We start from the raw sequence: 19787 nt of genomic DNA, 5'->3' as shown, positions 1-19787 counted from the left end.
CTTATCCCTTCATCGGAAACGCTGCCCCCCGGCAGCGTCCACCCTCCGCATTGTGCCAGGTGGCGGTGTCGCGGAATGCGAAGGGCGGAGGATGCGGCAGCATCCCCCGCCCGGATCGGCGATGTCGTACGAGCTCAGCCCGCGAGCGTCACCGTGTCGATGGTCACCGCGGCGATGCCGGGGTGATCGCTGAAGACGCCGTCCATGCCGGCGGCGACGAACACGCGGATCTCGCCGTCCAGGTCGCCGTAGGCGGCCGGGTCGACGCTCGAGCGGAAGTCCAGCGGCAAGAACTGGTTCTCGGCGCGGAACGTCCAACCGTGCACGGTCAGCCCGGCGGCGTGCGCGTCGGCGATGACCGCGGTGGGCGTGCCCAGGCGGCCGTCGGCGGTGCGCGGGATCATGACGGACTTCTCGAGGCCCACGCCGTCGGCATAGGTCGCGATCTCGCTGAGGCCGGCCGGCGTCACGAGGTCCTTGTAGGTGCGCGTGTCACCGGCGAGCGTGAAGTCGTACGGGCGGCCCGACCCGTTCACGAGCTGCGCGAGCGTGACATCGGTCATGCCGTCCAAGTCACGCAGGTTCGCGGTCTCGAAGCTCTGCAGGATCACCGGCGCGTTCGCGCGGTCGAGTCCGTTCGCCTGCAGGGCCGCGACGAGCGGCTCCTCGAGCGACAGCCCGATCGCGTCGAAGTACGACGGATGCTTCGTCTCGGGGTACACGCCGACGGGCCGGCCGTCGCAGCTCACCGAGTGGCGGGCGAGGTCCATGACCTCGTCGAGAGTCGGGATGACGTAGAGCCCGTCGAACGCCGTGTTCGCCGGACGCACCTGCGGCAGCCGCTCCTTGGCGCGGAGCGTCCGGAGCTCGGCGAACGTGAAGTCCTCGGTGAACCAGCCGGTGATCGAGGTGCCGTCGATGAGCTTCGTGGTCTTGCGCGCCGCGAACTCGGGTCGGGTCGCGACATCCGTGGTGCCACTGATCTCGTTCTCGTGACGGGCGACGAGCACGCCGTCCTTCGTCGACACGACGTCGGGCTCGATGTAGTCGGCGCACTGCACGATCGCCGTCTCGTACGCCGCGAGCGTGTGCTCGGGACGCGAGCCGCTCGCGCCGCGGTGACCGATGAGGCTGACCGTCGACGGCTCGATCTTCGTCTTGTCGAGGTCGATGATCGCGAACTCGGTGTCGTCGGGCGTGCCGGGGATGCGCGCGTCGTTGCCGGGGTAGTTGTTGTCGTTGCCGATGAGCAGGCTGCCGTCCTTCAGCTGCACGACGGTCTCGAACGACTGCACGGGCAGCGAGTAGATCTCGCCGGTGCCGTAGCCGTCGCCCGCGCCGATGCCGCTCGGGTTGGCGATGCGGAGGGCGTCGAGCACGAGGGTCTTCTCGAGGTAGCCCTCGGCGTCGGTGCGGCGCAGGTCCACCTCGTACACGCGCTTGGTGACGGACTGCTCGCCCTCGAGGTCGTCGCGCTCGATGAGCAGCAGCACGTCATTGCGCACGGTGAACGCGTCGCCGATCACGTTCGGCTCCTGGTCGGTCTGGTAGCTCCATGTGCGACCGGTGTAGGCGCCGGCGCGCGTGTCGAACTCGAGGATCTCGCGGCGACGGAGGTCGCTGTCGTCCGCGTACGAGCCCTCGACGACCGGGTAGAGGTAGCGACCGTTCACCGAGGCGGCGAGTGCCTCGAAGCCGCGGCTGGCGCGCACGCGCGGGGTCTCGCCGGGCTGCAGGTACGGGTTCTGCGGCGACTTCGCGCCGTCGAGCGAGTACGGCTTCTCGAGCAGCGTGCCCTCGGCGTCGAAGTGCAGCAGGAACGGGCCGAACTCCTCGCCGACCCAGAACGTGCCGTCCTTCGCCTTGACGACCGACTCGATGTCGAAGTCGCCGCCGGTGAGAAGGCGCTCGGAGGTGCCGTCGTTCACGATCGGGAAGTCGAGCACGTTGTTGCGGTCGTTGTACGACACGAACCGCTCGATCTGGATCTCGCCGGCGCCGCCGGCGGCCGTCTGCCAGGCGGGGCGCACGAGGTAGTTGCGCAGCAGGAAGTCGGCCGAATTGCCCTTGGCGCCGAAGCCGTTGTCGGGCTGCGCCCAGAACGTGCCGTCGCCGTTGTCGATCGCGGCAGAGAAGCCGGGGATGACCTGGCCGTCCCACGGCCCGGTGCGGCCGTTGGCCGAACTGGCGAGCGCGCCCGACGCCGGGCCCGGCTCGAGGTGGTCGGCCGACAGCGTGGCGCGCGCGACCAGCGTCGGTACGTGGGTCTGCACGTACGGCGACTGCGAGTTCGCGGATGCGGCGGCGATCGGCTGGGCGGAGGCGGCCGTGGCGGGGAGGAGGGCGACGGCGATGGCCGTCGCTGCTGCCGCGGCGAGAAGGCGCGGCAGGACGCGTCGCGTGGGGATTCGACTCATGCCTCGACGCAACCGGTGCCGATCAGCCGCACGCTGACGAGCGGGCGACCGACCCGCGACGGCCCGATGAACGGGCGGCGAGCGGCGGGTGAGAACGGTCTCATGACCCGCCAGGAAGATGGATGCCGCCGCACAACCCCTGATCAGAGGCCTGCGCCATCCCGGTCAGAGCGCAGCGAGCAACGCCGCGAGCGGCGGCGGCACTCGCTCGAGCGGCACAGCCTCGGCGAGCAGCCGCGCATAGCGCGCCTTGTTTCCGCTGCGTCCGCCGAAGAAGCGCGCGAGCTGTGCCTCGACCGGGCGGTCGCGCTGGAACGGCTGCCGCTGCAGGCTCCGGAACGAGTCGAGCTCGCCCTGCTCGGCGATCACCGCCTCGACTCCTTCGATCCCGAGTGCGCGCACGAACTCCGCCTCGAGGTCGGGGTCGCACACGAAGACCGTCTCGAGTACCCGCTCGAAGTCAGCGCGCTCCCCCACGTCGACGAGTCCGACGAGTCGTTCCCCGGCGAGCTCTGCGATCACCCGGCGAGCGCCCTTGGACCCGCCGACGACGCGGATCCGCGGCATCCGTATCCCCGTCCGCGACGCGAGGGTCTCCAGAGCGATCCGGTCGCTCTCGCCCTCGACCAGCACGACGGTCATGCTGCCTCGGCTTCGGCACGCTCCTCGTCGAGGATCTCGAGCAGGCGGGGCGCGAGCGAGGCGGTGCCGGCGACAAGTCTCGACACGACCCACTCCGGGGCGCCGGCGGGGACCGGCAGGGCGACCAATCCCCGTGCCTGTGGCTTGTTCGCGACATGCTGCGGCACGATCGCGACGCCGAGTCCGCGCACCACGAGGTCGAGGAGGGTGTGAACGTCGTCGACACTGCAGCGCACGCGCCGCTCGACGCCGTGCCGCTGGAACGCGTCGTCGTTGATGGTGCGCAGGGCCCACGCCGGGCGGAAGTCCACGAAGTCGGCGTCGCGGAGGTCCTTCCAGCGCGAGACCGGGCGCTCGGCCAGCGCGTGGCCGGGCGGGACGAGCAGCACGAGCGGAATCCGCGCGAGCTCCGCGACGGCCGGCGCCGGCGTCGGGTCGGCGCTCGCCACGAAGGCGACGTCGAGCTCGCCGGCCGTGATGTGGTCGACCAGCTGGTGCGACCCCGCCTGCACGAACTGGATGTCCACGGCGGGGTGGCGGCGGTGGAAGCGCTCGAGAAGCAGATTCACGTCGATGGCGCCCAGGCACTGCTCGGCTCCGACACGCAGCGACCCGGCGAGCTGGTGCGAGGCGCGGATGACGGCGTCGCGCCCTGCAGCCGCCTGGGCGAGGATCTCGCGGGCGTGCGGCAGGAGCGCGAGGGCCGCCGGCGTCGGCTCGACCGAGCGGGTGGTCCGCTCGAACAGCTTCGCGTCGAGCTCCTGCTCGAGGCGGCGGATCGCGGCCGACAGCCCCGACTGCGAGACGCGGCACCGTTCCGCGGCGCGCGTGAAGTGCCGCTCCTCGGCGAGGGTGACCAGGTACTCCAGCTGGCGGTGCTCCATGACGCCTCCTGTCTCACCGAGCCGCGGGCCGCGGCATCCATTCGTTCTGCTTCTCAATCGCAGAATATACAGTTGTTGGACTTCTTTGTGGGCGATGCCTAACGTGGAGCGGGCAGTACCGCCCCTACCCGAGAGCGAACCCATGAAGACCATCGAACTCAGCGGCATCGAGCGTCCGGCACCCAACGTCGTGCTCGGCCTCATGCGCATCCAGGACCTCGACGACGACGCGGTGCGCACGCTCGTCCGCACCGCGCGCGACGCGGGCATCGACTTCTTCGACCACGCCGACATCTACGGCAGCTCCCTCCACGGCTGTGAGCTCCGCTTCGCCGAGGCGATGCGGCTGTCGCCCTCAGAGCGGGCGCAGATCACGATCCAGACGAAGGCCGGCATCGTGGGCGACGGGCCGTACTTCGACTTCTCGTACGAGCACATCGTCGAGTCGGTGGAGGGATCGCTGCGCGCCCTCGACACCGACTACATCGACATCCTGCTGCTGCACCGCCCCGACGCTCTCGTCGAGCCCGACGAGGTCGCGCGGGCGTTCGACGAGCTCGAGGCCGCGGGCAAGGTGCGGGCGTTCGGCGTCTCGAACCACACGCCGCGCCAGATCGACCTGCTGAAGAAGTCGGTGCGTCAGCCGATCGTCGCGAACCAGATCCAGCTGTCGATCACCCACTCCCCGGCCATCGCGCAGGGTGTCGCGGCGAACATGCAGGGCGAGGAGCAGTCCCTGACGCTCGACGGCGGCGGGATCATCGACTATTGCCGCCTGCATGACATCGCGGTGCAGGCGTGGTCGCCGTTCCAGGCGGGCTTCTTCACCGGCGTGTTCCTCGACTCGCCCGACTACCCCGAGCTCAACGCCGTGATCGACCGGCTGGCTGCGACCTACGACGTGCCGCCCATCGCGATCGCGGTGGCGTGGATCACGCGCCATCCCGCGCGCATGCAGGTGGTGCTCGGCACGACGAACCCCGAGCGGGTGAGTGGAGCCGCCGAGGGCTCCGACATCCCTCTCACGCGCGCCGAGTGGTACGAGCTGTTCCGGGCCGCGGGCTACCGCGTTCCCTGACGGGCCCCCGGGCCCATCGAGGCAAGGCGTTTCCGCCGAGACCGAGGACACGACCCTCGGTCTCGGCGGGAATCCCCTGGTTCGCGGTCGAGAGCGGGCGGGCCTACTGCCGGGAGAACTCCGAAGCGCGCTGGATCTGGTCGAGTGTCGGGGTGACGCCGGTGTACCGCTCGAACTGGCGGGCCGCCTGCAGCGCGATCACCTCGGCACCCGTGATCACCGGGATGCTGCTGCTCCGCGCCGCCTGGATCAGCGGCGTCTCGGCGGGGTAGGCGACGACGTCGAACACCGTCTGCGCCGCCTCGACGTGCTCTCGGGAGAACGACAGGGCGTCGGCATCCGCACCCGCCATCCCGAGCGGGGTGACGTTGACCAGCACCGCGTGCCCGGGGGCGGGATCCGTCGTGACGCTGCGGTAGCCGTACTTCGACGCGATCTGCTCTCCCGCCTCGGCGTTGCGGGCGACCACGGTCACGTCGTCGAAACCCGCACCGCGGAACGCGGCCACGACCGCCTTGCCCATGCCGCCGGATCCGCGCACCAGCACCGGAAGGGCGGGGTCGATCGCGTGACGCTCGAGCAGCTCGGCGACGGCCTCGTAGTCGGTGTTCGAGGCGATGAGCCGCCCGTTGTCGTTCACGATCGTGTTCACCGACTCGATCGCGGCGGCGGACGGCTCGATCTCGTCGACGAGCGGAATCACCGCCTCTTTGAACGGCATCGACACCGAGCAGCCGCGGATGCCGAGCGCCCGCACCCCGCCGATCGCGGCCTCGATGTCGTGGGTCGTGAACGCCTTGTAGATGAAGTTCAGCCCGAGCTCGTCGTAGAGGAAATTGTGGAATCGCGTTCCGATGTTCGACGGACGTGCGGCAAGGGAGATGCAGAGGACCATGTCCTTGTTCAGAATGGGCACGGTGCCATTGTGCCGCGCCGCCGATGTCGGAGCCCCCGACGATGATGCGAGCGGCGAAACCGCACGCGCGCCGCCCGACCTCGAAGGAGAGCACAGGATGACCGCCATCGAATACCGCCGGCTCGAACCCGTCACCGTCTACGCGGCCTCGGGCGTGGCGCCCGGCGGCGAGGACGTGCCCGCCGTGGTCGACCGGATCCTGCCGCCGCTGCACGACGCCCTCGAGGCCGCGGGCGTCGAGTACCGCGAGCCCGGCACGTTCTGGTACGAGTCGCTCGACGGCGGCGACCTGCGTGTGTGGGTGTCGTGGATCGCCGGCGACGAGCCGGCCGAGGGTGACGGCTGGCAGGTCGTGGAGCTGCCCGCCGCCGCGCGCGCCGCCGTCACGACCTACCGGGGCGAGATGAGCGGCATCGGCGACGCGTGGGGCGCGTTCATGCAGGCCGTCGCGGCCGACGGCGGCGAGTTCGACGGACCCTGCCGCGAGGTGTACCTCCAGGCGGACGGACCGCAGTCGACCTGGGTGACCGAGCTGCAGCAGCCTGTCGCCTGACGCGTAGGACCGACAGGGAGACGGCTGCCGCGACGCGCGGCAGCCGTTCCCCCGGCCGGCGCGCACGACGACGCCCCGGGTCCGCCGGGAGCCCGGGGCGTCGTCGCCGATTCGTCAGCGGTCGTCGGTGAACGCGTCCTTGATGTCGTCGCCGGCCTTCTTGATCTTGGCGCTGGCCTGATCGGCCACGCCCTCGGCCTGCAGCTTCTCGTTGTCGGTCGCGTCGCCGACCTTCTCCTTCACCTTGCCCTTCAGGTCCTCGGCATTGTGCTTGATGTCGTCATCCAGACCCATTTTCGGATCCCCTTCTCTTCGTGGTCTTTCGTGAGGCGAGGCTCATGCCCCGAACGTAGGCGGCGGACCGCAGGTCGCTCAGCCGGTTGCCATTCGGTGCGCAGCGGCGTAACCTGTGCCGCCTTCCGCCCGGGCGGAAAGGACTGGGGAGCGCTTCCCGGGCCGCCGGTGCGGATCCGCGCGCGGGTGCGGGAGCAGAATGGCGATATGGATGCCGTCGCCCCGATCCTGCGCACCGAGATGCCGTCGCCGAGCTACATCATGTCGGCCGAGGGATATCAGCTCGCCACGTATGCGTGGGGCGAGCCGGACGCCGAGACCGTGCTGTGCGTGCACGGCTTCGCGTCGAGCTGCCGCGACAACTGGGTCGAGACCGGCTGGGTGCGCATGCTCACGAACGCCGGTTACCGCGTGATCGGCGTCGATCAGCGCGGCCATGGCGCGAGCGACAAGCCCGACGACCCGCTCGCCTACTCGATGGGCTCGTTCGTCGCCGATCTCATCGCCGTGCTCGACACCTATCTCGTGGATGCCGTCCGCTACGTCGGCTACTCCCTGGGCGCCCGCGTCGGATGGCAGCTCGCGGTCGACGCGCCCGAGCACGTGAGCCGCGCAGTGCTGGGCGGCATCCCCGACGGCCGCCCGCTCGGCCGGCTGCGCATCGATCAGGCGCGCGCGTATGCCGAACAGGGCATACCCGTCGAGGATCCCGTCACCCAGAACTACGTGAAGCTCGCCGAGCGGGTGCCCGACAACGACCTGCGCGCCCTCATCGCACTCGCCGAGGGCATGCGATTCGGAGACGCCGACCCCGATCCCGAGCGGCCACCGCGGCAGGGGGTGCTGTTCGCCACAGGATCGGAGGACGCGATCCTCGAGCGCTCGCGAACCCTCGCCGCGACGGCGCCGAACGGCACATTCCTCGAGATCCCGGGGCGCCACCACTTCAACGCCCCGGGGTCGCGGGTGTTCCGCGAGGCGGCCCAGGAGTTCCTCGCGACGGAAGGGACGGCACGATGACGCACACGATCCGCGTCGTCTACTGCACGCAGTGCGCGTGGATGCTCCGCGCGGCATGGATCGCGCAGGAGCTCCTCACCACCTTCCAGGACGAGCTCATGGGCGGCGGCGCGACCCTCGAGCCCGGCACCGGCGGGATCTTCGAGGTCTACGCCGACGGCGAGCTCGTGTGGTCGCGCAAGGCCGACGGCGGCTTCCCCGACATCGTCGCGCTCAAGCGCCGCGTGCGAGACCGCATCGCCCCCGGCCGCACCCTCGGTCACGCCGACCGCGCGGCCGCGACGCCGACCGACCCCGACCGCTGACCCGCGCACAGCGGCGGGGCGCAGCATCCATCATTCGAAGGATGCCGCGCCCCGAAGTGCGTCGCTCGTACCGGGGTCAGGCGACCGCTGTCGCGACGAGCTCGCTGATCTTCTTCTCGACCGCGGGGGTCCAGCCGAGCACGGCGAAGCCGGTCGACCAGATGTCGCCGTCGTCGAGGTGGGCGGGCTCGTCGAAGTTGATCGTGGCGTAGCGGGTCTTGAACTTCGAGGCGGGCTGGGTGAAGACCACGACCTTGCCGTTCGCGTTCGCGTAGGCGGGGAAGCCGTAGAACGTCTTGGGTACGAGGTCGGGGGCGACCTCGCCGACCACCTTGTGCAGGCCCTCGGCGATCTCCTTGTCGGTGCCGTCGAGCTTCGCGATCGCCTCGAGCACCTGCTTCGTGCCCGCCTCGCGGCTCTTGCCCGCCTTGGCCTGGTCGCGCAGTTCCTTCGCGCGCTGCTTGACCGCCTCGCGCTCCTCCTGCGACAGGCCGTCCGATGTCGTCTTCGCCATGATGCTCCTCCTCACGCTGGTGGGCGCCTTCGCGTCCCGTGATCCTCACGCTACCCACGCGGTTTCGGCGGCGCTTCTCCATTCCTGCTTGATCGTGGCGGGGCGGCACGACACAGGGGCGAGGCATCCGCCCCGCCCCTGCTCCCGCGTCACCCCCGCGGCGTCACTCGAACTGCATCACGATGCGGCCGTCGATCTTGCCGTGCTCCATGCGCTCGAAGATGTCGTTGATGTTGTCGATCGACTCGACCGCGACGGTCGGGTGGATCTGGCCGCGCGCGTAGAAGTCGAGCGCCTCGATCATGTCCTGCCGCGTGCCGACGATGGATCCGCGGATCGTGATCGCGCGGAGGACGATGTCGAAGATGTCGGCAGGGAAGTCCCCCGGCGGGAGGCCGTTGAACACGATGGTCGCGCCGCGACGGGCGACGCCGAGGGCCTGGCCGAAGGCCTTCGGGTGCACCGCGGTGACGAGCACGCCGTGCGCGCCGCCCGTGCGCTCCTGGACGACCGCGGCGGGATCCTGCGTGAGCGCGTTGACCGTGAGCTCGGCGCCGTGCTGACGGGCGAGCTCGAGCTTCGCGTCGTCGATGTCGACGGCGGCGACGCGCAGGCCCATGGCGCGGGCGTACTGCACCGCGATGTGGCCGAGACCGCCGATGCCCGAGATCACGACCCACTCGCCGGGGCGGGCCTCGGTCATCTTGAGCCCCTTGTAGACGGTGACGCCCGCGCAGAGGATCGGGGCGACCTCGACGGGGTCCGCGCCGTCCGGGATCCGGGCGGCGAAGCGCTCGTCGACGAGCATGTACTGGCCGAAGCTGCCGTCGACGGAGTAGCCACCGTTCTGCTGGTCGGGGCACAGCGTCTCCCACCCGGTGCGGCAGAACTCGCAGACGCCGCAGGCACTCCACAGCCACGCGTTGCCGACGAGGTCGCCGATCGCGAGCGAGGTGACGCCGTCGCCGAGGGCCACGACGCGGCCGTAGCCCTCATGGCCGGGGATGAGGTCGGATTTCGGCGCCACCGGCCAGTCGCCACGGGCGGCGTGGAGGTCGGTGTGGCAGACGCCGGTGGTCAGCACCTTGACCAGCGCCTGGCCGGGACCGGGGGTGGGGATGGGCACGTCGCGCACTTCGAGCGGCCGGTCGGGCGCGGTGACCACAGCTGCGCGCATCGTGCCGGTGGGGGTCGCGGCGCCGTGTGCTGCGTGCGAGTCGGTCAGGATCGTCATCGATATCACTTCCCTGGGGCGGGCGTTCGCCGCCCTCTGATCCGACGGTAGGCGCGGGCACGTTGCACGACGTTGCGGTCCGGGGCCCGCGGCGGTTCCCTCCCTTGAACGCGGTCGTCCGCCCCTCTAGCGTGAGGTGTCACCCGACCGGCAGGAGCACCCCATGACCTCGCCCAGCGCCCCCGAGCAGATGCACGCGATCTCGGCCGACACCCGTCACACTGTCGAGGACGTGCTCGAGTACGCGCGGCGCCGGGCGCTGTACGAGAACGTGCCGCTCGACAAGCCGATGACCCCGCGCGACCTGGAGCGCCTGGCGTCCGGTTCGATCACGCCCGAGGGCATCGGCTCGCGGCGTGCGATCGCCCTCTTCGAGAACGTCCTCGCGCCCGCGTGCGTGTCGACCGACCACCCCGGGTACCTGTCGTTCATCCCCTCGGCACCGAGCAAGGCCTCGCTCGCGTTCGACGTCGTGGTGTCGGCATCCGCCATCTACGGCGGCTCGTGGATGGAGGGCGCGGGGGCGGTGTACGCAGAGAACGAGGTGCTGCACTGGCTTGCGAAGGAGTTCGGCCTGCCCGCCGGCGCGGGGGGAGTGTTCGTGCAGGGCGGCACGATCGGCAACCTCTCGGCCCTCGTGACGGCACGGGATGCTGCGCGCCGCCGCGCGGCGGACGAGGGGCGCCAGGTCCCGCCCCGGTGGGTGGTCGTATGCAGCGCAGAGGCGCACTCGTCCATCGCGTCGGCCGCCGCGGTCATGGACGTCGACGTCAGGACGGCCGAGGTCGATGCGGACGGACGCCTGCACGGCGACGCCGTGGCGCGCGTGCTCGACGAGCACGGCGACGCGGTGTTCGCGGTGGTCGCCACCGGCGGCACCACCAACTTCGGCATCGTCGACGACATCGCGAGCGTCGGGGCGGTCGCGCGCGAGCGCGGCATCTGGTTCCACGTCGACGGCGCCTACGGACTCGCGGCGATGCTCGTCGAGAGCATGCGACCCGCCTTCGCGGGCGTCGAGCTCGCGGACTCGGTCATCGTCGACCCGCACAAGTGGCTGTTCGCCCCCTTCGACGCGTGCGCGCTCATCTATCGCGAGCCCGCCCTCGGGCTGTCGGCCCACACGCAGAAGGCCGAGTACCTCGACACCCTCACCGGCAAGCCCGACTGGAACCCGTCCGACCTCGCGATCCAGCTCACCCGCCGCGCGCGCGGCCTGCCGCTGTGGTTCTCGCTCGCCACGCACGGCACCGCGCAGTACCGGGCGACGATCGAGTACGGCATCGACCTCGCCCGGCGGATCGCCGGCGAGATCGAGTCCCGCGACGGGCTGTCGCTCGTGCGCGACCCGCAGCTGTCGGTCGTGGTGTTCCGCCGTGAGGGCTGGACGCTCGCCGAGTACGAGGCGTGGTCGGCCCGCCTCCTCGACGACCAGCAGGGCTTCGTCGTGCCGAGCTCGCACGCCGGCGAGCCCGTGCTGCGGTTCGCGATCATCTCGCCGCTGACCACGTTCGAGCTGCTGACCGCGATCCTCGACACCCTGGAGTGAAAGGGCGGATCGTGCCCGGAAGCTCCCAGGCGCGACGCACGTAGACTGGAGGCATCCGTTCCCACATCTGGGAACCCTCCGCTCCGCAGGAACACCGTGACCTCAGCCGCTTCCCGCACGTTCGCCGTGCGCCACGTGCAGCTCGCACGCGCCGCGTTCGCGGCGCTCGCCGCGCTCATGATCACGTTCTCTCCCGACCACTCCGCCCTGGTCGGCAGCTCGGTGTTCAGCGGCTTCACGATCGCGACCGGACTCGTGCTGCTGCTCGCGGTGTGGCTGGTCTACCCGAAGGGACTCCGCTGGCCGTCGGCCGCCCTCGGCGGCGTCGCTGTCGTCGCGGGCATGGCGAGCGGCCTCTACCCGCTGCGCACCGTCACCGGCTACTTCGTCATCGTGATCGCGTGGGCCCTCATCAGCGGCGTCATCGAGCTCATCGCCGGATGGCGCGGCCTCCTCGGTCGTCGCGAGCGGCGCGAGATCGCACCCGGCGTCGCCGACGCGCGGCCCGCCGCACTGGTCGGTCCCCGTTCCGAGAGCCGCGATGCGGCGGTCGTCGGCGCCCTGACGATCCTCCTCGGCGTCGCGCTGCTGTTCGTGCAGCCCGCGTACGCGCTGGACTACACGATCGAAGAGGCGCACGCCACATTCACCCTCACCGGCATCACGATCGGCGTCGGCCTGTTCGGCGGCTACGCCGCGATCGTCGCCGTGTACCTCGGGATCGCCGGCTTCTCGCCGCGCCCTGCAGAGGCCGCCGACACCCCTGACATCACGGCGGGGGCGTCCGCGTCCGCCGATCCCACCCCGCAGAAGGACTCCGCGTGAGCCACGAAAGCCCCACCCGCCGCGACCTCATGAAGCCCCTGCAGCTGCTCGGGCTCGCCTTCGCGGCCGCCCTGTTCGCGGGCATCGTGACCCTCGTGTCGATGGGCTTCTTCCAGCAGCGCGCCCCCGGCGAGGCTGAGCGTGCGGTCGTCACGGCCCTCGTCATCGCCGGCATCAGCTTCATCGCGGTGCTGCTCATCGTCTCGCTGCTGCTCCTCGCCGTCGACCCCGCCCAGGTGACGAAGCAGATCGACAAGCCCGTGCTCTTCGACGACGACTCCGACGGACCCGAGCAGGACGAGAAGCCGGATACCGCAGCATCCGGTGATCCGAAGGCCTGACCCCGCACGACCCGCGAGGGGAATCGCGAAAGGGTAGATCTCCGCACGAGGCGGAAATCTACCCTTTCGCGATTCCGGAGAAGGCCGGGGCGGATCAGCCGAGCTCGTCGACCAGCTGCGAAGCGAGGCCGTCGTATGTCGCGGGCGTGAGGGCCAGCAGGCGCTCCTTGGCCTCGTCGCCGATGTCGAGGCCGCGCACGAACTCCGCGAGCTCGGGGGCGCCGACGCGGCGGCCGCGGGTGAGGTCCTTCAGCAGCGCGTAGGGGTCGCTGATCTGCGAGCGGCCGGCGGCGATCTCTGCGCGCACGACGGTCTGGATCGCCTCGGCGAGCACCTCCCAGTTCGCGTCGAGGTCGGCGAGCAGCACGTCCTCGGCGAGCGAGATCTCCTTGAGGCCGCGCTGCAGGTTGTCGAGCGCGAGCAGGGAGTGCCCGAACGCGACGCCGATGTTGCGCTGCGTGGTCGAGTCGGTGAGGTCGCGCTGCAGGCGGCTCGTCACGAGCGTCTGCGAGAGGGTGGCGAGCAGACCGCCCGCGATCTCGAGGTTCGCCTCGGCGTTCTCGAACCGGATCGGGTTGATCTTGTGCGGCATCGTCGACGAGCCCGTGGCGCCGGCGACCGGGATCTGCGTGAAGTAGCCGATCGAGATGTACGTCCAGATGTCGGTCGCGAGGTTGTGCAGGATGCCGCCGGCGTGACGCGCGCGGTCGTACAGCTCGACCTGCCAGTCGTGCGACTCGATCTGGGTCGTGAGGATGTTGAAGTCGAGGCCCAATCCCTCGATGAACGCGCGCGAGACCTCGGGCCAGTCGACGTCGGGAGCTGCGGAGAGGTGCGCCGACCACGTGCCGGTCGCGCCCGAGAACTTCGCGAGGTACTCGCCGCCCTCGATCTGGTCGGCGACGCGGGCGAGGCGCCACGCGAACACGGCCAGCTCCTTGCCCATGGTGGACGGCGTCGCCGGCTGGCCGTGAGTGCGCGACAGCATCGCGGCGTCGCGGTGGTTCACGGCGAGCTCGGTGAGCGCGGTGATGACGGCGCGCAGCTTCGGCAGCCACACGCGCTCGACGGCGCGCTGCACCGTGAGGGCGTAGGACGTGGAGTTGATGTCCTCGCTGGTGCACGCGAAGTGCGTCAGCTCGGCGATCGCGTCGAGACCCAGCGCCGAGAGGCGGTCGCGCACCAGGTACTCGACGGCCTTGACGTCGTGGCGCGTCACCGACTCCTGCTCGGCGAGCCAGTCGATCTCGGCCTGCCCGAAGTCCATGTACAGCGCGCGCAGGCGCTCCTTGTCGGCGTCGGCGAGGGGCGACGTGCCGAACAGTGAGCGGTCGGTGAGGGCGATGAGCCACTCCACCTCGACCTCGACGCGGGCGCGATTCAGGCCCGCCTCCGAGAGGTACTCGCCGAGCTCGCCGACCGCGGGGCGGTAGCGCCCGTCGAGGGGGCTCAGGGGCTGAGGGGGAAGAGAGGTCACGGTGGCTCCCGTCGATACCGTCGGACGCGCCGTCGATCCGGTGCTCAGGGCACCGGGCGGATGGCGGGTTCGAGTTGCCGGAAGAGCGCCCGGCTCGCGCTCTCGATCATACCGAGCACCTCGTCGAACATTCCGGGCCCGGCATAGTACGGGTCGGGCACGTCCATCGTGCGGGCGGCCGGATCGAACGACATCAGCAGCGCGATCTTGTCGGCGTCGCCCTCGGTCCGGGCCCAGCCGCGCAGGATCCGCTCGTGACTGCGGTCGAGCGCGACGACCAGATCGCTGCGCGCGAAGTCCGAGTGCGTGAACTGGCGCGCGCGGTGGTGCGTCCCGTCGTAGCCGGCGCGCTCGAGCGCCTCGATCGTGCGGAGATCGGCCTGCTCGCCCACGTGCCAGTCGCCGGTGCCGGCGCTCGTCGAGGCGACGCGCGCCCCCAGGCCCGAGGCATCCGCGAACCCCCGGAACACCACCTCCGCCATCGGCGACCGGCAGATGTTGCCGGTGCACACGAACACGACGCGGAAGGGCGTCGCGTCGCTCGCGGTCATGGGTTCCATTCTGGACCGAGCGGACACCGAACGTTAAGGAGTTCTCCTCCAAGGGTCTTTCGATGACGGATGCTGCTCCCCTAGCTTGTGACGAACGGGCGGCGACCCCTGCCTGCCCGCGTCCCCAATCGCGATCCACCGATCGCTGTCGTTCGTGGAGGTTCCGTGTCCCCAACACCGCGTCGAGTGACAGCCGCAACAGCGGCTCTCTCCCTGGCTTGCGCAGGAGTCGTGGCTTTCGCCGCGCCCGCGGCCGCAGCATCCGGCGATCTGCTCATCAGCGAGTACGTCGAAGGCTCGTCGAACAACAAGGCGATCGAGATCTACAACCCCTCGGAGGCGAGCGTCGACCTCGGCGCCGCCGGCTACAAGCTGGTGCAGTACTCGAACGGCAGCACGACCGCCGGCGTGGCGGTCAACCTCAGCGGCACCGTCGCCGCGGGAGGCGTCTTCGTCTTCGCCCACGCGCTCGCGGTGCAGGCCATCCAGGACCAGGCGGACCAGACGGCGAACCTCGGCCTGTTCAACGGCGATGACGCCGTAGCGCTCGTCAAAGGCGTCGACGCCGTCGACGTCATCGGTCAGATCGGCGTCGACCCCGGAACCGAGTGGGGCACCGGGCTGACCTCCACCGCCGACAACACCCTCCGCCGCAACGCGGCCGTGCTCGTCGGCGACACCGACGGCACGAACGCGTTTGACCCCGCGACCGAGTGGACCGGGTTCGCGACCGACACGTTCGACGGGCTGGGAGTCCCCGGCATCGGCGCGAACCCGGGCACCGATCCCGAGCCTGGGACGGGTGCCGACTGCACCGCCGCCCCGACACTCATCGGCGCGGTCCAGGGCTCCAGTGCGGCATCTCCGATCCAGGGCCAGCAGGTCATGGTGAAGGGCGTCGTCGTCGGCGACTTCCAGACCGGCGGGTTCGACGGCTACTACGTGCAGGACGCCGGCGACGGCGACGCGGCGACGTCCGACGGTGTGTTCGTGTATGCGCCGGGCGGTGCACCGGTGAACGTCGGCGACAGTGTCAGCGTCGCGGGCGCGGTCAAGGAGCAGTTCGGTCTCACGGAGATCGTCGCCGCCGATGTCGAGATCTGCGCGACGGCGCAGGCGCTGCCTGCGGCAACGCCGCTCACCCTCCCGGCGACGAGCGAGCAGCGCGAGGCGCTCGAGGGCATGTCCGTGACGCTCCCGCAGAACCTCGCGATCGGCGAGACGTTCGAGTACGGCCGCTTCGGCACGATCACGCTCACCAACGGACGCCTCGACACGCCGACCGCCGTCGTGGAGCCCGGGGCTGCGGCCACTGCGCTCGCCGCGGCGAACCTCGACAACAGCATCACGCTGGACGACGGTCGCGGCAGCCAGAACCCCGACCCGGTCATCCATCCGGACGGAGCGGTCTTCACACTCGACCACTCGTTCCGCAGCGGGGACCTCGTGCAGAACGCCACCGGCATCCTGGACTACCGCTTCGACGTGTGGGGTGTGCAGCCGACCGAGGGCGCCGACTTCACCGTTGCGAACGCCCGTCCCGGAGTGCCCGACGTGGGTGGCGACCTGAAGATCTCGAGCTTCAACGTGCTGAACTACTTCACCTCGATCGACCCGACGCCGACGAACTCGAGTGACGACGACTACTACCGCGGCGCAGACACGGCCGAGGAGTTCCAGCGTCAGCAGGACAAGATCGTCGCGGCGCTCGCCGCGATCGACGCCGACGTGTTCGGCCTGCTCGAGATCGAGAACAACGGCACCGCGCTGCAGGCGCTGGCGGACGCGCTCAACGCGAAGGTGGGTGCGGGCACGTACGTCCCGATCACGACCGGCGTGATCGGCACGGATGCGATCACCACCGCCGTCATCTACAAGCCGTCGACGGTCACGCCGGTGGGTGCGTACCAGCTCATGACCAGCGCCGTCGACCCGGCGTGGCGCGACGACCGGCACCGCCCGGCGGTCACCCAGCGATTCGCGTCGACCGAGACGGGCGACGAGTTCGTGGTGTCGGTCAATCACCTGAAGTCGAAGGGCTCGGCATGCTCCGAGAGCCCCGACCTCGGCGACGGCCAGGGCAACTGCAGCGCGTCCCGCACGGCGGCCGCAACGGCACTCACGAAGTGGCTGAACGAGACGGTCGCCCCGGACGGCCGCGCGATCGTGATCGGCGACCTCAACTCGTACGACCACGAGGACTCGATCGACGCGTTCGTCGCGGGCGGCTTCACCGACCTGGAGAAGCAGTTCAACAGCGAGCACGCGTACTCGTACATCTTCGACGGCCAGCTGGGCTACCTCGACTACGCACTGGCGCAGCCCGCACTCACGGCGGACGTGTCGGGTGTGGAGACGTGGCACATCAACGCGGACGAGCCGAGCCTGATCGATTACGACATGTCGTTCAAGCAGCCGGCGCAGGACGCGCTGTACGCGCCCGACGCCTACCGCTCGAGCGACCATGACCCGGTGATCGTCGGACTGAACCTGACGCCGCCCGACACGACGGATCCGACCATCGAGGTGACCGCGGACCCGACGCTGGTCTGGCCGCCGAACAACAAGATGCGCACGATCGAGTTCACGATCGACGCGGCCGATGACCGTGGCGAAGTGAGTGTCGAGCTCACCGACGTGACCACCGCGGGCAAGAAGTCGGCGTGGACGCGGGTCGACGACGACACGTTCGAGGTCAAGGCCGTGCTCGGCGCCGTCTACCGCTTCACCTGGACGGCGACGGATGCTGCGGGCAACACCAGGGCCGAGACCGTCGAGGTGGTCGTCGGCCGATAGCCCACGACCGCTTGCCCGGAGGGGCGTCGTTCCGAGAGGAGCGGCGCCCCTCCGCCGCGTGTGCGGGTCTCCTCCACATCGGGCGCCGCCGGTCGACTGTGAACAGATCACCGTCGGCGCACCCTGCGGCTCCGCCCGCCCCGCGACGATCGACGGGTGACACTGCTTCAACCGACCGCAGACGCCTCCATCCAGCTCGCCGAGGTGGCGCGCGAACTCGCACGGCTCATCGACCGGATCGCGGATGCCGCACTCGTCGCCCGCGGACTCGCCGACGCTGTCGACTGGCAGGCGAAGGCCGCGACGGCGTTCCACGATCGGGCGACCATGTGGGCCGGCGACGTCTCGGGGCTCGCGTGCCTGGCCGAGAGCGCCCGGTACGACGTGGCTCGGGCGCAGGACCGCGCCGCCTTCGCGGACTCCTTCGCCGGCCTGCTCCTGGGGGCGCAGCGATGAGCGACGCGAAGCCCATCCCGGACCTCCACAACCCCGACCTGGCGCCGGAGGTGGGGCGCCTCGGCCCGAACGAGGGCCTGATCGGCCTCCTCGCCGAACACTGGCCGCGGGTCGACGACGGTCTGCAGATTCGCGGCGGCGGTGCGGTGTCTGTCGACACCGCGACGCTCTCCGCGACCGCGGTCCGCTTCGACACCGCCCGGGAGGAGCTCGCCGCGATCGCAGCGCGGCTTCGCACGCTGCGCGCGGAGCTGGGGGCGCTGCCCGAGCACACCGCCGATGCCCGGGCCTCGGCATCCGCGCTCGCCGCGAAGCTCGACGGGGTGCAGACGGAGGCCGACGAGATCGCGGCGGCGTTGCGGGAAGCCGGCTGCGCGTACGAGATGGTCGAGATCGAGGCGGAGCACCGCGCCGCCGTGTTGGCAGGCGACATCGTCCGCGCGCAGCGCCTCGACGCCCGGATGACCGCGCTGGTCGACGCGCATCCGGACGCATGGCGGATGGCTCTTGGAGCCCAGTTCGAGCGCGCACTCATGTGGCCCTCCGAGCTCGTGCGCCAGGCGACGCAATGGGGCGTGGCGGTGGGCGGCGAGGTCAGCGATCCGGGCTCGATCGTGGTCGGCGGCGCCGCCGGGCTGCTCACGCTCGGTGGAGCCGCGCTCGTCGGGGTCGCGGGTGCGGGGCGGCTGGCGCGGGACGCGCGGCTCTCGGGCACGGCGGGGCCGGTCACCGTGACGCCCGTCGCGCCCGCCTCCACGGTCGTCGGCGCGGCCGGTGCCTCGATCGGCGCAGGGACCCCACCGTCGCGGTCGCCCGCGGCCGTGGCGCCGCGGAGCCTCGCCGCCGTGACCGAGCGGATGCCCGGGGCCGGCGACTCGCGAGTGCGTGTCGAGCGGTACACGATGCCCGACGGGTCACGGCAGTACGCGGTGTACCTCGCCGGCATGCAGTCGTTCGACGTCGGCGGCGACGACGCGTGGGACAACGCGTCCAACCTCGAGCTGTACGCGGGGAACGTGTCGGACTCGTACGCGGCGACCGAGCTCGCCCTCGAGCAGGCGGGCGTGCGGCCGGGCGACGCCGTGCACGTGTTCGGGTTCTCGCAGGGCGCCATGATCGGCGCGCACCTGGCACTGGAGGGCGATTACGATACGCGGACGCTGGTGTCCATCGGGTCTCCCGTCGACGCCGATGTCGGGAGCGGAACGCTCAGCGTGACGCTGCGGCACACCGACGACCCGGTCGCCGGGCTCGCCGGCGGCGGCCACGCGGCCGCGGTCGGCGCACCGGGGAGCTTCGTCGCCGAGCGGGTCTTCGACCCGGACGCCGGAACGGACGAGCCGCGGCTGCCGGCGCACCGGCTCACCGCGTACGCCGAGACGGCGGCGCTGGTCGACGCCTCGACGGACCCCCGCGTCGGCGCCCTGCGCGACGTGCTCGCCGACCTCTCACACGCCGATTCGGTGGAGGTCACCGAGTACGCGGCGACGCGCGGTGCGGACTGAGTCAGTCCTTGCGGGGGCGGATGATGATGCCGACGACCCAGTTGATGAGGGTGATGATGATCGCCGCGACGACGCCCCACCAGAAGTCCTCGACGCGCAGGCCCCAGTTCCAGAAGCTCGTGAACCACGCCGTGAGCCACAACAGGAACGCGTTGATGAGGAGGCCGATGAGTCCCAACGTGAGGATGTAGAGCGGGAACGCCAGCACCTTGATGACCGTGCCGATGATCGTGTTCACGAGCGCGAAGATCGCGGCGACGATCAGCAGGGTCAGGATCAGCTGGAGCGTCTCGCCCGGAGGGAACGGGATGACCGAGACCTGGAGCGCCGGGATCAGGGTGACGACCCAGATCGCGAAGGCGTTGATGACCACGCGGATGAGGAAGCCCATAGTCCGCCCAGTCTTCCACGACGCTCCGGCGGGCCGATA

General features: G+C 70.6%; 20 protein-coding genes. 10 read left to right on the top strand and 10 right to left on the bottom strand.

Annotated elements, in window-relative coordinates:
- Positions 1 to 134 precede the first annotated feature (134 nt).
- The 3 genes from ACVN90_RS20680 to ACVN90_RS20670 all read right to left on the bottom strand — a co-directional run bounded on the left by ACVN90_RS20680 (position 135) and on the right by ACVN90_RS20670 (position 3943).
- Positions 135 to 2417, bottom strand: a complete 2283-nt coding sequence (locus ACVN90_RS20680; protein ID WP_475100075.1) for an esterase-like activity of phytase family protein — start codon at positions 2415 to 2417, stop codon at positions 135 to 137.
- A gap of 165 nt (positions 2418 to 2582) precedes the next feature.
- On the bottom strand, positions 2583 to 3059 hold the full coding sequence (locus tag ACVN90_RS20675) for an ATP-dependent endonuclease (protein ID WP_475100074.1): 477 nt from the start codon (positions 3057 to 3059) through the stop codon (positions 2583 to 2585).
- Positions 3056 to 3943, bottom strand: a complete 888-nt coding sequence (locus ACVN90_RS20670; RefSeq protein WP_475100073.1) for a LysR family transcriptional regulator — start codon at positions 3941 to 3943, stop codon at positions 3056 to 3058. The genes ACVN90_RS20675 and ACVN90_RS20670 overlap by 4 nt, the downstream gene beginning before the upstream one ends.
- A gap of 142 nt (positions 3944 to 4085) precedes the next feature.
- On the opposite strand from ACVN90_RS20670, the gene ACVN90_RS20665 reads away from it, so the two are divergent.
- Positions 4086 to 5021, top strand: a complete 936-nt coding sequence (locus ACVN90_RS20665) for an aldo/keto reductase (RefSeq protein WP_475100072.1) — start codon at positions 4086 to 4088, stop codon at positions 5019 to 5021.
- Positions 5022 to 5124: 103 nt separating this feature from the next.
- Here the strand turns inward: ACVN90_RS20665 and ACVN90_RS20660 are convergent, their stop codons facing one another.
- Positions 5125 to 5937 (bottom strand): shikimate 5-dehydrogenase, encoded by an 813-nt coding sequence (locus tag ACVN90_RS20660; RefSeq protein ID WP_475100071.1) that lies wholly within the window; start codon positions 5935 to 5937, stop codon positions 5125 to 5127.
- Positions 5938 to 6034: 97 nt separating this feature from the next.
- Here ACVN90_RS20660 and ACVN90_RS20655 point away from each other — a divergent pair, with 97 nt between their 5' ends.
- A complete protein-coding gene (locus ACVN90_RS20655) occupies positions 6035 to 6490 on the top strand; it encodes a GyrI-like domain-containing protein (RefSeq protein ID WP_475100070.1) in 456 nt (151 codons plus the stop codon).
- A gap of 114 nt (positions 6491 to 6604) precedes the next feature.
- Here ACVN90_RS20655 and ACVN90_RS20650 read toward each other — a convergent pair whose 3' ends face one another.
- Positions 6605 to 6784, bottom strand: coding sequence for a CsbD family protein (locus ACVN90_RS20650; protein ID WP_475100069.1), 180 nt, complete (start codon positions 6782 to 6784; stop codon positions 6605 to 6607).
- A 207-nt stretch (positions 6785 to 6991) separates the two neighbouring features.
- On the opposite strand from ACVN90_RS20650, the gene ACVN90_RS20645 reads away from it, so the two are divergent.
- On the top strand, positions 6992 to 7804 hold the full coding sequence (locus ACVN90_RS20645; RefSeq protein WP_475100068.1) for an alpha/beta fold hydrolase: 813 nt from the start codon (positions 6992 to 6994) through the stop codon (positions 7802 to 7804).
- Positions 7801 to 8109, top strand: coding sequence for an Rdx family protein (locus ACVN90_RS20640; protein WP_475100067.1), 309 nt, complete (start codon positions 7801 to 7803; stop codon positions 8107 to 8109). The genes ACVN90_RS20645 and ACVN90_RS20640 overlap by 4 nt, the downstream gene beginning before the upstream one ends.
- A 76-nt stretch (positions 8110 to 8185) precedes the next feature.
- Here ACVN90_RS20640 and ACVN90_RS20635 read toward each other — a convergent pair whose 3' ends face one another.
- Both ACVN90_RS20635 and adhP read right to left on the bottom strand, forming a co-directional pair.
- Positions 8186 to 8623: a hypothetical protein gene (locus ACVN90_RS20635; protein WP_475100066.1), complete on the bottom strand. Its 438-nt coding sequence runs from the start codon at positions 8621 to 8623 to the stop codon at positions 8186 to 8188.
- A gap of 163 nt (positions 8624 to 8786) precedes the next feature.
- Complete coding sequence (gene adhP / locus ACVN90_RS20630; protein WP_475100065.1) at positions 8787 to 9857, bottom strand: alcohol dehydrogenase AdhP; 1071 nt, start codon at positions 9855 to 9857, stop codon at positions 8787 to 8789.
- Between the two features lie 163 nt (positions 9858 to 10020).
- Here adhP and ACVN90_RS20625 point away from each other — a divergent pair, with 163 nt between their 5' ends.
- The 3 genes from ACVN90_RS20625 to ACVN90_RS20615 all read left to right on the top strand — a co-directional run bounded on the left by ACVN90_RS20625 (position 10021) and on the right by ACVN90_RS20615 (position 12572).
- Positions 10021 to 11406 (top strand): pyridoxal phosphate-dependent decarboxylase family protein, encoded by a 1386-nt coding sequence (locus tag ACVN90_RS20625; RefSeq protein ID WP_475100064.1) that lies wholly within the window; start codon positions 10021 to 10023, stop codon positions 11404 to 11406.
- A gap of 96 nt (positions 11407 to 11502) precedes the next feature.
- A complete protein-coding gene (locus ACVN90_RS20620) occupies positions 11503 to 12231 on the top strand; it encodes an acyl-CoA synthetase (RefSeq protein ID WP_475100063.1) in 729 nt (242 codons plus the stop codon).
- Positions 12228 to 12572, top strand: coding sequence for an amino acid transporter (locus ACVN90_RS20615; protein ID WP_475100062.1), 345 nt, complete (start codon positions 12228 to 12230; stop codon positions 12570 to 12572). Before ACVN90_RS20620 ends, ACVN90_RS20615 begins: the two co-directional genes overlap by 4 nt.
- 94 nt (positions 12573 to 12666) lie before the next feature.
- Here the strand turns inward: ACVN90_RS20615 and purB are convergent, their stop codons facing one another.
- Together purB and ACVN90_RS20605 are read right to left on the bottom strand one after the other, a co-directional pair.
- Positions 12667 to 14049, bottom strand: a complete 1383-nt coding sequence (gene purB, locus ACVN90_RS20610; RefSeq protein WP_475100061.1) for an adenylosuccinate lyase — start codon at positions 14047 to 14049, stop codon at positions 12667 to 12669.
- Positions 14050 to 14093: 44 nt separating this feature from the next.
- On the bottom strand, positions 14094 to 14600 hold the full coding sequence (locus ACVN90_RS20605) for a low molecular weight protein-tyrosine-phosphatase (RefSeq protein WP_475100060.1): 507 nt from the start codon (positions 14598 to 14600) through the stop codon (positions 14094 to 14096).
- A gap of 231 nt (positions 14601 to 14831) precedes the next feature.
- Here ACVN90_RS20605 and ACVN90_RS20600 point away from each other — a divergent pair, with 231 nt between their 5' ends.
- The 3 genes from ACVN90_RS20600 to ACVN90_RS20590 all read left to right on the top strand — a co-directional run bounded on the left by ACVN90_RS20600 (position 14832) and on the right by ACVN90_RS20590 (position 19357).
- Positions 14832 to 17396: an ExeM/NucH family extracellular endonuclease gene (locus tag ACVN90_RS20600; protein WP_475100059.1), complete on the top strand. Its 2565-nt coding sequence runs from the start codon at positions 14832 to 14834 to the stop codon at positions 17394 to 17396.
- A 156-nt stretch (positions 17397 to 17552) separates the two neighbouring features.
- The gene (locus tag ACVN90_RS20595; protein WP_475100058.1) at positions 17553 to 17852 is read left to right on the top strand and encodes a hypothetical protein; all 300 of its coding nucleotides are present in this window, start codon (positions 17553 to 17555) and stop codon (positions 17850 to 17852) included.
- Positions 17849 to 19357, top strand: a complete 1509-nt coding sequence (locus tag ACVN90_RS20590; RefSeq protein WP_475100057.1) for a hypothetical protein — start codon at positions 17849 to 17851, stop codon at positions 19355 to 19357. The genes ACVN90_RS20595 and ACVN90_RS20590 overlap by 4 nt, the downstream gene beginning before the upstream one ends.
- A gap of 1 nt (position 19358) precedes the next feature.
- Here ACVN90_RS20590 and ACVN90_RS20585 read toward each other — a convergent pair whose 3' ends face one another.
- Positions 19359 to 19748, bottom strand: coding sequence for a phage holin family protein (locus ACVN90_RS20585; RefSeq protein ID WP_045301844.1), 390 nt, complete (start codon positions 19746 to 19748; stop codon positions 19359 to 19361).
- Positions 19749 to 19787 lie beyond the last annotated feature (39 nt).

The sequence above is a fragment of the Microbacterium sp. F01 genome (assembly GCF_056156365.1).
The sequence above is the reverse complement of the archived record's forward strand: the minus strand, read 5'-3'. Positions and strand labels throughout refer to the sequence as shown.